Annotated in this window: 12 protein-coding genes; all 12 read right to left on the bottom strand. The window is 39.9% G+C overall.

Annotated features, from left to right (window positions below; genetic code table 11):
- Positions 1–38: 38 nt before the first annotated feature.
- The 12 genes from BM086_RS12260 to BM086_RS21265 all read right to left on the bottom strand — a co-directional run bounded on the left by BM086_RS12260 (position 39) and on the right by BM086_RS21265 (position 14,570).
- Entirely contained in the window at positions 39–968 is a 930-nt protein-coding gene (locus BM086_RS12260) for a carbohydrate ABC transporter permease (protein ID WP_092326981.1), read from the bottom strand.
- A gap of 12 nt (positions 969–980) precedes the next feature.
- Positions 981–2,417 (bottom strand): ABC transporter permease subunit, encoded by a 1,437-nt coding sequence (locus tag BM086_RS21415; protein WP_092326978.1) that lies wholly within the window; start codon positions 2,415–2,417, stop codon positions 981–983.
- 101 nt (positions 2,418–2,518) lie between these two features.
- Positions 2,519–4,405, bottom strand: coding sequence for a sensor histidine kinase (locus tag BM086_RS12250; RefSeq protein ID WP_092326975.1), 1,887 nt, complete (start codon positions 4,403–4,405; stop codon positions 2,519–2,521).
- Positions 4,405–6,165: an ABC transporter substrate-binding protein gene (locus tag BM086_RS12245; protein WP_141107745.1), complete on the bottom strand. Its 1,761-nt coding sequence runs from the start codon at positions 6,163–6,165 to the stop codon at positions 4,405–4,407. Before BM086_RS12245 ends, BM086_RS12250 begins: the two co-directional genes overlap by 1 nt.
- A 203-nt stretch (positions 6,166–6,368) precedes the next feature.
- The gene (locus BM086_RS12240) at positions 6,369–7,115 is read right to left on the bottom strand and encodes a YdcF family protein (RefSeq protein WP_092326969.1); all 747 of its coding nucleotides are present in this window, start codon (positions 7,113–7,115) and stop codon (positions 6,369–6,371) included.
- 22 nt (positions 7,116–7,137) lie between these two features.
- A complete protein-coding gene (locus BM086_RS12235; RefSeq protein ID WP_092326966.1) occupies positions 7,138–8,562 on the bottom strand; it encodes a HAMP domain-containing sensor histidine kinase in 1,425 nt (474 codons plus the stop codon).
- A gap of 2 nt (positions 8,563–8,564) precedes the next feature.
- The gene (locus tag BM086_RS12230) at positions 8,565–9,257 is read right to left on the bottom strand and encodes a response regulator transcription factor (RefSeq protein WP_092326963.1); all 693 of its coding nucleotides are present in this window, start codon (positions 9,255–9,257) and stop codon (positions 8,565–8,567) included.
- A gap of 66 nt (positions 9,258–9,323) precedes the next feature.
- Positions 9,324–10,217 carry a hypothetical protein gene (locus BM086_RS12225; protein WP_092326960.1) on the bottom strand — a complete coding sequence of 298 codons (894 nt, stop codon included), beginning with the start codon at positions 10,215–10,217 and terminating at the stop codon, positions 9,324–9,326.
- A gap of 4 nt (positions 10,218–10,221) precedes the next feature.
- The gene (locus BM086_RS12220) at positions 10,222–10,977 is read right to left on the bottom strand and encodes a hypothetical protein (protein WP_092326958.1); all 756 of its coding nucleotides are present in this window, start codon (positions 10,975–10,977) and stop codon (positions 10,222–10,224) included.
- A 2-nt stretch (positions 10,978–10,979) separates the two neighbouring features.
- On the bottom strand, positions 10,980–11,660 hold the full coding sequence (locus BM086_RS12215; RefSeq protein WP_092326955.1) for an ABC transporter ATP-binding protein: 681 nt from the start codon (positions 11,658–11,660) through the stop codon (positions 10,980–10,982).
- Positions 11,661–12,321: 661 nt separating this feature from the next.
- Positions 12,322–13,140, bottom strand: a complete 819-nt coding sequence (nudC, locus tag BM086_RS12210) for an NAD(+) diphosphatase (protein WP_092327303.1) — start codon at positions 13,138–13,140, stop codon at positions 12,322–12,324.
- Between the two features lie 164 nt (positions 13,141–13,304).
- Positions 13,305–14,570, bottom strand: coding sequence for an STAS domain-containing protein (locus BM086_RS21265; protein ID WP_207650984.1), 1,266 nt, complete (start codon positions 14,568–14,570; stop codon positions 13,305–13,307).
- Between the last annotated feature and the right edge of the window lie 115 nt (positions 14,571–14,685).

The raw sequence follows: 14,685 nt of genomic DNA, 5'->3' as shown, positions 1-14,685 counted from the left end.
TCCTCCTTATGAGTTGCATAATTATCACTAAGGGTCTCTTACCCTTTTACTGCCCCGATCATTATTCCCTTTTCAAAATAACGCTGCATAAAGGGATAAACTAAAAGAATGGGAATTATTGTAACCATTGCTATTGTGTACTTGATTACTTTTCCGTTTAATGCAGAATCCATTACACTCTTGCTAATACCGGATGTACTTCCGGCACTCATGAGAGCCGCCAGATTACTGGTGGTATTGAGGTATATATATAGTCTGTGCTGAAGAGTATATAGCTTTGGCGCTGACTGCATGAGAATCAGCGAATCCTGGAAAGAGTTCCAGTGTCCCACTGCTCCAAATATGGTAATGGTAGCCAAAATCGGTTTGGACAGAGGAAGTATGATACTCATGAAAATCTTCATATGAGAAGCCCCGTCCAAAGCAGCACTTTCCTCAAGTTCAGAAGGTATGGCAGATTCTATATAGGTCTTTACCAGGATAATGTTGTAAGGTGCAACTATTCCGGGTATTATGTATGCCCAGAAAGTGTTTGTAAGTCCCAACATAGCCATATTCAGATACCATGGAATGATTCCGGCATTAAAGTACATTGTTATTACCAAAAATCTGTACCAGAAGCTCCTTCCCCACATCTCCTGCTGCGTTACAAGATATCCCACAAAAGCTGATGCCAGAACCATGAGAAAGGTTCCAAGCACCGTTCTTGCAAGAGTTACTGCAAAGGAACCAAAAAGGTCATTTACCTGTAAAAGACGAATGTAATTCTCAAAATGTATTCCCTTTGGCACAAAGTTTATAAGGCCTTTTCTCACAAGTTCATTGTCACTTATGGTGTTAATGAACAGGTAATAAAACGGGAAAATACAAACCAAAGTAAAGGCCGCAAACACCGAATAATTGATGATGTTAAATACTACATCTCCGAACTTGAGCTTTATTTTTTTGTTATGCTTGTTCTTACTCATTTCATCCCCTCATCAAACTATAGTCTCTCCTCTGATTACTTTGGATATGGTATTAGCTCCATACAAAAGCGTTACACTTATGACAGATTTAAGCATACCCACCACTGTGGATAATGGAATGGCTCCTTTAACGATACCCATCTTGTAAACATAAAGATCCAAGACCATGATCTGTGCTGTATTTGAAGAGTTTTCAAATACAAGGTACTGATCCATTCCGTTTGAGAGTATTCCTGCCACCGCCATGAGAAGAAGCACATAAAAAGTGGGCATAAGTCCCGGCACTGTTACATGCCACATTTTCTGGAATCGTCCCGCACCATCTACAATTGCCGCTTCATACAGCTGCTGGTCTATACCTGCAATTCCTGCAATATAGATAATGGCGCTCCAGCCAAGTCCCTTCCATAGTCCCCAGAGAAGCATTTTTATCCAGGTGTGGGACCCATCCATAAGGAAATTCTTTCCCTCCGTCCAGATTCCAAGGTTCATCATAAAAGAACTTATAAAACCATCTGTGGAAAAGATACAGAAAGCAATAGCAAACACCAAAACCCAGCTGATGAAATTAGGAATCGTTGTAAAGGTTTGAACTACTCTTCTGAATCTGTCATTTTTTATTTCAGAAAGAAAAATCGCAAAAGCCATTGGAACCCAACTTGTAGCAATTCCAAGTCCGCTCATAGCCAGGGTATTCTTCATAACATTAAGGATATCTTTGGTGGTGGATCTGTTTCGTATCAGCTGTTGAAACCACTTAAAACCAACAAAGTTTTCCATTGATAAGGTATCGCCGGCTTTGTAGTCAAAAAAAGCATATCTCCATCCCCATAGTGGCAGATAGCTGAAAACAAAAGTCAAAAGGATAAAGGGAAGAAACATAAGGAACAATCTGAATTTCGTTTCCATCTCAAACTTCTCATCCTTAGCCGGCTTTCCCACCAGATATATCTCAAAGACAGAAATCAAAACCATCAGCACAAGCATTCCAAGCATAACAAAGAAGAATCCCGGAAACATTGGCTCAATCTTGGAAGGCTTTGTAGTTGCCGCCATCTGCTGGTAAGCACTCCAAACACCTGCCATTGCAAATGTTGAAACCAGTGAACCGACTACATTGGTAAGATTCCCCAAGAACTTGCATTTTCTGTTTCCAAGGGATAAACAGGCGCCAACAGCACAGGCTATAATTCCAAGGCATATTATCAAACTTGATACATTCAGAAGCCTCAAGGTAGATTCCATGACCCAACCTTTTTTAAAGGCTCTTCCAAAATTGGAAATTAAGTTCCCGTACGAAAATCCTGTTGTAAGAAGAGAAATACTCCTATTGATCAGGCCGCTTATTCTGGCAACATTAAGCGCCGGAAAAAACAGAACCACCAAAAGCAGTACAGAGATTGCCCGAAATGGGTAATAGACATATTTCGCCAATTTTTCTTTAGACACTTTTCCCCTCCCCCAATTAGCGCATGCTACAAAAAAATTGCACCTGCAAGCCAAAAAGCATCGCTTACAAATGCAATTTTATACAATAATCTGTTAATTTATTACCCTGTTAATCCTACATAATTCACTGTACTTTTTGTACATTTATCAGAATCATATGTGTTTATAGGAAGTCTCAATTCAACGCTGGTGCCTTTTCCCTGATTTGATCTGATTTTCAGACCATAATCACCTCCGTAAAAATATTTGATTCTCTGGTTGATGTTATAAAGTCCGATACTCTCCGCACCTTTCCCATCATTTTCCTGTCTCTTTTCATTTATGGAAGAATTCAGTTCTTTAACCTGTTGCGGGCTCATCCCCTTTCCATCATCATTTACCGTGATAAGGAGCTCCTCACCGCCTAATTCAACGATTATGCTGATATGTCCATTCTGATCCATGTCCTTAAATCCGTGACTTACGGCATTTTCTACTATAGGCTGCAAAAGAAGCGGCAGTAAGAAATACCTGGAAGTATCAAAATCCTCCGCTATATAGAAATTCCAGTTGATGCGTTCTCCAAAGCGAAGCCTTTGAATCTGCAGATAGCTCTCCACATGCGTAAGTTCCTCCGCAAGAGTTGCAGTTGACTTTCCTGTACTCTCAAGAACATAATGCATTATTTTGGCAAGATACTTGACGCTGGTTGCGACGCCTCTGTCCCCTCCTCTAATGGCCTGCATCCGGATAGCCTCAAGAGTATTATATAAAAAGTGCGGATTGATCTGCCCGGAGAGCATCTTAAATTCCATATTTTGCTGCATATTAATAAGCTGCTGCTCATGGATCCTTGTCTCATAGAACTTAGCTTCCTGCTCTCTTATCTGCTGTGTTGTAGCCTTTAAATCCATAAAGGTATCAGTCAGCTCATCGTCTCCGCTTATATTCTCAATAATATCGTAATCACCTATACTGGCTCTGTGCATGGCTTCTCTCAGAGTATTTACCCTGGTCGTAAAATACCTTGAATAAAGAACAACTATTACAAATGGAACTATCAATGCAAGAAGCAAAACCAGAATAAAGCCTCTCATGATATCTTTTATGGCTTCATGCGCATTATAATCTCCTATAAGGACAAAAAATCTTGAAGATATTTTATAGGGCACAAAACTGGAAATACAGGTAAGAGCAAGCTTTCCATCCAGCATCATATCACCCATATAATTGTACTCATCTACACCATTGCCTTCAAACTCCGGCATTTCTATCTCACGCTCATTGTAATTGGAGGAAAAAAATACAGGATGTTTATCCAGACTTATGAGCATGTAATTATCCGTTGTAAGCAGTCTGTTCCTTAAATAGTTTGTGCTAACCGTCACAACGATGTAAGCTCTGTTGTCAGAAGAACCTGTATTAAAGCGCCGCACAAGTGCAAGCTCATAGTCATTCTCATATTCATTTAGCGGCACATGAATACAGGTATAGGAATCCCATGCAGAATGATCAATGTCGTTGTACCACTCAAACCTGCTGAAGGGATCATCAGTAACTCCACTTCCCGCTGCTTTATCCGCATTTTCTCCAAATCTTTCAGCGCCGCTGATACCAACATTTATCACATGATTGCCCGTTGGAACCTTGGGGTTATTGGTATATATATTGATGGAGGAAATTGCTGCTGTGGTCCTTATGATAGAAGAAACTGCCGCATCAAGGGCATCATATCTGCCCTTAGTAACAACAGCATAACTGTCTGACGAAAACATATCCCTATATTCCTGTGAAGAAATAATCGGTTCCAGACTGGTATAAACAATTGAGGTAATATCAAATACTATTGATTTAATTCTGATATTCTCTGCCCTTGCCTGTTCCTCATATCTATTCTTCATCTGGCCCATAAGAATCGAGATTGACATTACTCCTATAATGGCCATTGGAATTAAAAGGGCAAATATCAAAACGCGGTACATCTGACCGCCAACGCGTCCCCGGTGCATTACGTATCCCCCTTAAATGCGGCATCAAACAATAACTGTTTTTCTTTTGCAGCCTTCATATTATGTTCCAAAACCTGATCAAACCCAAGTTTATCCAAAGTGCTGATAAGCTCCTTTTTAAGAAGGTCATACTCAGCCCTGGAAGACGCAAATATCATTTTCCATGAGTGGTCAACTATTGTTTGCCTGCACTGATCTTCAATTGTCTGAAGATACTCAGGATAAACAAAACCTCCCCACTCAACACCGGGAATTATTGTAAGCATATCCTGTTCCTTAAAATAGGCTATAGGTTCTTTATCTGTTCCGTATAATTTGCTCCAATCGCTGTATACCACAGTCTTGCTGCGGGTGGCATAGTCATCCCACAGCTGATAACGATAAGGAACACCGTTTTCATCGCTATCCTGAACATCAACAGGTTTGAAATTAAGAGCGGATACTCCCTGACTCCATAGCCCGCCCCCGTATTCTTCAGGAACCTCAAGATTCTCTTCCATGTCAATGAATGCTTTTATGCCAAATTCGGTAAACTTAGGCCCATCTTCCGTCATTTCCCAAGTCAGCCCCTCTGGCCCTCTGAAATCACCAGTGGGCGAACCGCTGCACTCAATTCCCTCTTTGGAAAAAAGCCAGTTGGCAAAATCCACCATTCTCTGCGGGTCCTTGGTATTTTTTCCTATCATCATGCAAAAACTTTGCTTTCCACCGGGGTCATTTCCCCAGGTCACATAGCTTGCATCCTTTATTCTGAGCGATGCAAAGCCCTTTCCTTCACGAAGTCTTGTTTCAGAATTGTACAAAGACTGCCCCATCCAGGGCCAAAATGAATAAAGAACCGCTCCATCTCTGTATTTTGAAGCAACCTTGTCATAGCTTTGATAAGGAGAATCAGGATCCACAAGTCCCATGGCATTTGCCTCAAAAAAGAAATTAAGGGCTCTGAAATAAGCCGAATTCTCATCTGCTATACTCTCCATTTCTCCGGTTTCAGGATTCATCAGAACAAATCCCAAAACATCATATCCATAAAGCGATGTAATAGCTCCGGCATTTTGCATTATGCCGCCGTCCCAGTCTGAAAAAAGACTAAAAGCATAGACATCATCCCCGCTATCGCTTTTACCTGCATTTTCCTGCATCCCGGAAAGCACAGGCAAAATATCCTCCAGGGTATTAACTTCCGGGTATCCCAGCTCTCTATAGAGATCCCATCTAATAGAAGGTGCATTGGTGGGCTCACTGAAATCTGCTTCCCCAACTTTCGTATTGGAGGAAATCTCACTTGGAATTGCAAATAAGCCCTCAGCATCGGAATTTGCTGAAGTAAGCCTTATCTGATCCTCATATTTAAGAAGGTTCTCACTGCCATCTATATAATCTGTCATATCAAGAATAAGACCTTCTCTTACCAATTCCCGGAGATTTCCATCATCCGCGCCGATGAATATAATATCTCCAATATTTCCGGAAGCTCTCATGCTCTCGAAAATAGCGTTTCCATGTTCTTCTTTATTGGGAGCTATGATATTGAGCTGCATATTAAACTTATCGCGGACGAGCTTGGCAAACCATCCCCGCTGGATTCCTCTGGTGTTTGACTGCACATCAAAGACATCTATTGTAATAAACTCAGGATACTTCTTTTCCCCCTGAGTGCGCGTATCATCAAAATAAGGCAATCTGCAACTACATAGAGTACAGATTACCAATAGCAACGAAAAAACAACCGAAATTATTCTCTTTAATCTCCCCATCATTACTCCCCACAGAACAATATAATGAAACAGATACTGAACCGTAACTAATCACGATCACAGTCCATTTCTCCTATTTTAGCACAAAAACAATTGGAATTTGACACAGTATTGCTTATCTGCTAGAGTTAGTAAGCGTAGGCTATAATACATTCAAAGGGCATAATGCATTCATGCAGGCATGATGCACATTATGCCCTTTTTTTCTACATCCCCAACTTCTTTATATCCCTCAAAATACCGAAGCATTCTCTGACCATATTGTTTGGAAGATACCAGGGAACTGTATATGCGGCTATTCCATATACCTCACTGTCTGTAAGCTTCTTAGCGATATGAACTCCCCGAAACACATGGAAATTATTAGTCACAACACCAATCTTTACATCCTTACTATTACCTATGATATCCAAAGAATTAACTATATTCTGAACTGTATCTACTGCATTAGTTTCAGCAATAATCCTATTTTCATCAATTCCTTTTGAAATCAGATACTCTTTTCCGCCTTCGCCTTCACTTACTAACTCGTTAGCCCCTTTAGCACCGGAGACAATGCACATTGTATCCGGATTCTGTAAAAGATATTCATAAGCAGCGTCAAGTCTGTATTTAAATATTATGCTCGGTCCGCTATTTCTCATCTGTGCACCAAGGACAACTATGTAATCAAGATCATTCGCCCCATTATCATTAAAATGGCTTATCATAGCTGACATACATAAGATAAAAACAACCATCACTACAGCTATACAGGCATAAGCTATCCTTCGCACCGGTACCGGAATCTTTTTCCATCTATCCTGCCCGGAAAGCCAGAATAATGTTCCAAAGAACAATGCTCCAACAAGCCATATCACAAAAGAAAAAGTCCCACTTCCCACAAAGTATATACTCACGGAATACAATAGACATATTCCGCTAAGCATCAGCCATATCAATCTCTTTTTCATAAGTTAACCCACATTTTCTTTGTCATGTCATCATCTGAATAGTAAAATAATTCTTACCCGCATCCCGTTTATATTCAAGCGTGCCATGATGTTTTTCAACGATTTTGCGGGAAATTGCCAGTCCAAGTCCTGTGCCTCCGTCGGTTTTTCTGGTCGTATCCCCTCTTGAAAATGAATCAAACATCCTTACGGCAAAATCCTTCGCTATAGCTTCGCCGTCATCATAAACATCAATTGTAAGCCTGCCCAAGTCACCATATACTCTTACGCCTATATTATTACCGGTCTCATTATACTTATTTGCATTACCAAGAAGATTATTGATTGCCCTTCTAAAAAGCTGTGTATCTACTTCAGTAAAAATCGGCTCGTCAGGTATGTCGATATCAAATTCTTTTCCTGTTGCAGTAATCTCCTCATAAAACTCAGCACAGATCCTGCGCACAAGCTCGCATATATCTGTATTCTCAAGATTCAGCTTATAATCATCACTCTCCATCTTAAGACTGGTATTTATGTCCTCAGTAAGAGCCCTTATCCTTTCAGCCTTCATCTCAATAGTCTTGTAATAATCGTCTATTTTCTCTTTTGGAACAATTCCTTCCTCAAGTGCACAAATACTTCCCTTTATGGAAGCGATAGGATTTTTTATATCATGAGCAAGCTCAAGAAGCATCAGATTTCTGCTCTGCTCCACCTGATGCCTTTTATCTTCACTCTCCTTTAGCTTTTCAGCCATGCTGTTAAATCTTTCTCTGATACCCTCAAATTCCTTGTCAGTAATATAGTCTATGACCACATTTCTTTTTCCTGCGCTTACTTCATCCATTCCCTGCATCAGAAACTTAAGCGGCATTTCTATATGCCTTTTTAAATAAAAACTGATTCCGACAATCTCAGCAATGAAAAGCACAGCAAAAATAGCGAGAAATCCCAGATCCATTCTCCCATTTTCATTTGAGAGCATGTATGACATTCTGTATGTCACCATATCCGCGGGATAAAAGACAAGAAATACACGTTTCGTATTTCCAACATATCTTGCACATGCTGAGTATGCCTTTTTTTCAGAAGAATCGTACTGACTTATGATAAGTCCGTTACTGTTATATGCCACATATCCCATATCAAGTAAGTTTGCCAATTCCGGAATATCATAACTGTATTTATCTGTTTTTTTCTCTCCTACGACATCAACTACTTTTCCGTTTTCGTCAAGCTCCTCAACCCATCCCCCGATGCGCTCCAGAACTTCCATATCGGTAATCGTTCCATCGTACTTAACAACTGTCTGCGGTGAAGCGTTACCAAGTCTCCCATTTCCCAGATACATCAATAATGCTATAGCTACAGCGAGATACAGAATAATTGTCACAATAAGAAACAAAATATAGCTTTTTACAAGCCTTGAAAAAATACTTTTCTGTTTTGCTCTCTTTTTCATCATAATCAGCTTTTTTCTTTCTCAAATTTATAACCAAGCCCCTTGACCGCCTTGATCATCGAAGCTTCTTTATCTGCCTTCTTTAGCTTATTTCTGAGATTACTTATATGCACCATAATTGTGCTATCATCCGCAGCGTAGTCATTCTCCCATGCATACTCTGATATCTGTTGCTTGGTAAAAATATGCCCCGGATGAGGCATAAGTAGTTCTAATATTTTGTATTCCGTACCAGTAAGTGCGATGCTCTCTCCCCCGGCTGTTACAGATTTTGCATCTGTATTAAGTTCTATTCCAAAAGCTTTGTAAACCTTGTCAAATTTCTCATGGTAATCGTAGTTTCTTCGAAGTTGCGCTTTAATTCTGGCTACAACCTCCATAGGGTTAAATGGTTTTGAAATATAATCATCTGCGCCAAGCTCAAGGCCGAGAATCTTATCATAATCCTCAGCCTTTGCAGTAAGCATAATAACAGGAACGTGACTTATTTCGCGAACTTTTCTAAGAACTGAAAAGCCATCAAGCCCCGGCATCATAACATCAATCAGCAGCATATTTGGCTTTTTTTCCTTGAACAACTCCAAGGCCGATATCCCATTATCGGCCTTGATAAGTCTTATTCCTTCTTTACCTAAAAATAATTCCAGCGAATCAAGTATTTCTACCTCATCGTCTGCCCCAAGTACTGTGTATTCCATATCTTCTCCATCCCCGTTAATATGCAGTATTATGATTTCGGGCAACTTGAGGAAAAATCTGCAGTCTTACCGTGTATAAGCTTCAATCACTTCATCAAGTGTTCTGTCAAATCCATAAGAATCCTTCCAATCAGGTGCCAGCTTATCCAAAAGCATACACTCCAGCATTCCCAGGCGATAATATTTAGCATTACCTTCAGCATATTTTGAAGCTGTACCAAGGTAATTATCTCTGTACAATTTTTCGCCGTTCTCTAATCTTGCAGCCTGTGATTCCACATAATATGCTGTGCCTTCAATCATCACATAATAATCTTCCGATTTATTCACTTCATCGCCAAAGAGTTTCCTTCTCTCATTAGCTATTTTGCTATATTCTATCGCAATTTCTCTTAGGTTGCCATAGTTTTCATCAGTTATTATGCGCTCTAACACCTTCAACATCTCTGAGAACAGTTTCTTTCCCTCAATATTTGAATCAACCACCTCTGAAAGATCAGTTTCCGAAATCACCTCCGATGTAACTTTTTCATACGCCTTGTGATAAGAATTCTGATATGCATGGAAGCCTTCATGCCAGATAACTACAGAAAGAGGCTCGTCATTTAAGTTTTCAAGAGTTATCCAGGTGTCATATTCCGGTACAATAACCTCGAACTCATCTCCATCCTGATAGATACTTCCGACAAGTCCTCCATAGACAGCTTTTCTCTCTGAAAAATTGCATTTTCCTTCATCATAACTCACAAGAATTTCCTTCTCAGAATCTGAAAAGGCCACTTTATAATCAAGGGGATAAAAGCCTTTAAAACCCATATCCCCAAGTTCTTCATAATCTTCAGCAACGTTATAGAGCATTTCTCTGTCGTTTTCTTTAAGTCCTCTCTCGGTTGTGGCAAAGCCTGAAACCACCAAAGTCACACCAAGCAGCATATATAATACAAATCCACCCTTTTTCATCCCCTTATGCTTCCTCTCTCTTTACGATCATTACCAAAAGTCCTGCTATCCAGATCATTAAAAGCGCCATGATGATCACATGCGCATTCAATGGCTTTTCCTGGACCAGATTTCCTGCCTGTGTGCTGATTCCTGCCAGATTTGGAATAAGCCGGATAGCTCTTTTTATCACAACTGCGCCAATTCCGGTGAGAGTTGCAGTTAGCAGGTTAAGTGCATTCCTAAACGCACCAAAAACCAAAATGATGACCATTATCGTACCTGTAAAAAGTGTAGGTATTCTGATTGAAAGAGCCGATGTAAGCATGCAGATGATTGCGGCATATAGCATCATAAATACTGCGGCCACTGCTATTTTTCCGAGAATATCTGCGTAACCTTTTATTACCGCGAACACTCCAAGTGTCATATATAGAATAATTCCTGAAATCCAGGAAGTCACCAGATTTCCCACTGTAAGGCTCATATGATATCTGCCCTGGCTGATTCCTCTGGACCATATCAGATGACTTGTTCGCCTTTCGTATTCCAATGGAATAGTTGAACATGAAATTGCAAGAGCTATTGCCCCATTCAGAAAATTTAAGACATTTATAAGTATGGGAAGAAGTACATGATAATCATTTATACTTCTCCCTCCGACAGTAAGACTTCCCATATCTGTAGAAAAAACAGCTACAACAATAATTCCCAGCGCTGTTGTAACATAAAGCATCTTTTTACGTATCTTCTCCCTTATTACATTAAGTGTAATCTCCATGATCATTCCTCTCCCACTAACCTCACAAACTTATCTTCAAGACTCTCGCTGCTTTCATCCTTAGTCCAGGTATCTATGACTTTTCCTTTTTTCATTATTACTCCTCTGTCACATACAGCCTCAATATCATGCAATATGTGGGAGTTGATAATAATCGTCTTTCCCTGTTCTTTAAGTCTTTTCAAGAGCTCAAGATTGTGCTTTCTTCCAAGTGCATCAAGACCCGCTGTCGGTTCATCAAGGATCAGAATATCCGGGTCGGAAATAAGCGCCTGTGCAAGTGCAAGTCTCTGGATCATACCCTTTGAATAATTCTTTACTTTTATTTTCGTATCAGATAATCCAGTCATATCCAAAAGGCTTTGCAGATATGACTTATCTTTCTTTGATTTATCGCCCTCTACCCCAGCGTAATAATTCATCACTTCCATAGCTGTGAGATATTCAGGAAAATATGGTGTTTCAGGAGAATATCCAATCTTCGCTGCGTTATCAATCTCTATTTTTCCTGAGCTTGCCTTCGTAAGCCCAAGAATCATTTTTATTGTGGTCGTTTTCCCTGCTCCGTTAGCGCCAAGAAGTGCAAACACTTCTCCTTTTTTAATATTCAGTGACAGATCATTTACAACGACCGTTCCCTTATACTCCTTATTTACATTGTCCAAAACCAGCATATCAACCATTTGTGTTGCTCCTCCTTACATTCCATATAGTAGCAACGCAAATAAAAGTTTTCTTAAAGCCATCCTTAAGATATCCTTAAGATTATGATTTTCCCTTTATCCCTTAGTTTTTTCAAAAAGTCCGGGAAGCTCTCTGCCTTATCTTTGAACACCATAGAAAACTAAATGAAAAGACCAAAGCCACCGTTTCCTCCGCCGATGCGGAATTACTCAGAAGCCTTGGTCTTTATATCAATGACCACTATGCAGATAAGATTTCAATAGATTCGTTATCAAAAATAGCTTGTATGGGCACAACCAAACTCAAAAGCGCCTTCAAAACATATTACGGAATGACGGTGGCAGATTACATACAACGAGAAATCTTAATACAGTTCTATAAATACAGGAGCCAGAAATTATTATTTTACTATCCGACTCCTGTTTCCTATTGTTACTTATAATTCCAATTCATTCTCCAGATACTCTCCCACTTCACGGATAACATCTTCCGAGAAAGAAGACTTAAGTCCCGTATACGCGATGGCATCATTATAATCCATAGAGCCGCCGATCTCTCCAAGCTTAATAAAGAATTCAACTCCTTTTTTCTTATCAGCCTTAAACTCATTGGCTAGATAGATAGCAGAAAGAAATCCTAAATCGATTCAGTTCCCTTTTCTCATACAATTCTTTCCTTGAAAACTTTCATCATCTCATTGGTGAGGCTCAGATTATTGGGCTGAAGCTCAATATCCTCTCTTTTCACCCATTCCGCATATTTGAGCTCATTCTCGTCCATGTGGATTTCTCCCTCGCCCTCAGCATCACAGAAAAAGCCAACCAAAATATCCTGAGCCATCCCCCATGGCTGTGACTTATAATACCGGATATTTTTCACAGAAATTCCTGTTTCCTCCATAACCTCTCTGGCAACTGTTTCCTCAAGAGTTTCTCCAATCTCAGTAAATCCGGCCACCAATGCATTATGTCCATAGCCTCTTCTGTATCTGGTAAGCAAAAGACTATCACCCTTCGTCACTCCGACTATCACAGCCGGATTTATTCTTGGATATATTATATTCCCGCATTCAGGGCATCTCATAGCTCTTTCTTTACCATCAAGTTCAAGGTGATGACCGCACTTACCGCAAAACTTATTGTCATCGTACCATTTCCATAAATGATAGCCTGTAAACGCGGCAAAAACGCCGTACCCTGAATCTTTATCACGGATATCCCTTATTGAATAATAGCCGAAGCCTTCCTTTGAAAAAGCCTCATCTCCAAATCTAAGGAAATATCTTGTTTCATCTATCGAAAAAAGATATACTGCCTTGTTTTCATCAAGGTCTTTTCCTGTTAAAAAAATAAGTTCGTCCGCATTATCCTTGATCAGTATTCTTCCTTCATTATCAAACACCAGCAAAAAATCAGCATCACTGATATCACAATTAACAAACGAATTATTAAGTTTACTTGGATAGATGTCCTGTATCATTTCATACTCCTTTAGGTGCCGCATATAAATGATATAAAAGCCAAAAAATGATTTCATCGGATGTTCTGCATACTGCGTTCCCACCATCCTGCATATGTATATTATCGTTATTATTTCATCCCAGCGTTTATAGGTCAAGAAAAAAAGAGGCTCTAAGCCTCTTTTTACGTATCCTGAATATTTAATATTGAATCAAACCCTGTCTGTTCAAGAATTTCTCTGATATTATCATTGATATCTGTAAGTGTCACACCGCGCTTACATCTCTTTTGCATAATCAAAAGAACCCTGAGTCCGGCAGAAGAAATATACTCAAGTTCAGAGCAGTCAACAACTGCTTCCTCAATTGTGAATATTCCCACTGTCTTCTCGTACAATGCCAACAATCCCGGCGAAGACAATGTATCAAGTCTTCCGCACAGATGAAGTGTCAGGCTATCACGTTTAAACTCTGCTCTCAGGTCAAAATTCTCACACTTTGCTTCTTTAGTATCAATCTGTATTTCCTCTATTGGTGTAATTTTCCAATAGGCAAATTTCTGCATTGCTTCTTTTATCATCTCAATCTGTGAAGAAGTAGCGTTTTTCAGGCTCTTAAGTTCAGGAACGTAATCACCTACAATAAGTCTCTCTGCCTTAAGTCCGTGGCTTGCAAGAAACGCCATTGCATTTTCCATGTTCTGCTTAGGATCTGATGGATCAATAACAAGCGTCCTTGATGACACTTCCACATCGGATTTATCCTGCGCACGCTTCTTGCCCTTAAGCATTATCTCCATGAATCTGTCTCCATAGATTGCCTGGGCAGTCATCACATACTGAAGCGCTGTCTCAGGATCAGCCATTAGCCAGCATCCTCCATGAGAATCCAGGATTCGTCTGATATTATCGCAGAGCTCTCCTGTCTCTGAATCGGTAAAGTACATAAGAAGGCCTTCAGTAGTAATGCACACTTCACCTTTGATTTCATCAAATACCTTTTTTAGCGAATCATAATTCGTTGCATCAACACCCTCAAAACGCACAAATTTGCGCTTATCAGCTTCTATAAGACCTGTGATAGCATCTTTTCCCTCAGTAATTGCTGCAGGAAGGTCAAGCCCCACATAATTTATGCCCTTTTTAGAAAAATCGATTGCCCTTGGAGTATATCCGCAAGGCATATCAACCTTTGTAGCAAAATCCGTCTTTTCAGCCATCGCTCCAATTGTGCGAAATCTTGTCTCAAGCACGATTGAATTAAGGAGAAGTTCCTCTGCATCCATCTCCCCTTGTGTACCCTCAAGCGTAAGTCCCAGCTTATCAGCGATATTTATTGCATCCTGATCTCCTGTGGCTGCCAGCTGAAACAATGTCATTTTCGCAGTATTAAACACAGGATTTATACGCTCCAACAATTCCTGATCAATATTCAATGATGAAACATCCATACAGATAGCTCTCCTTAATAGAAAAATGAATATAAATACACCCCATCTTTCTATTTTACTATGCTCCATCCCTTATAATTCTAAAATTATCATAAAGAATTACGCTAAAAGGCTC

It is taken from the genome of Butyrivibrio sp. YAB3001, assembly GCF_900112195.1.
Lineage (GTDB): Bacteria > Bacillota > Clostridia > Lachnospirales > Lachnospiraceae > Butyrivibrio.
This window is presented reverse-complemented; position numbering and strand designations above follow the sequence as displayed.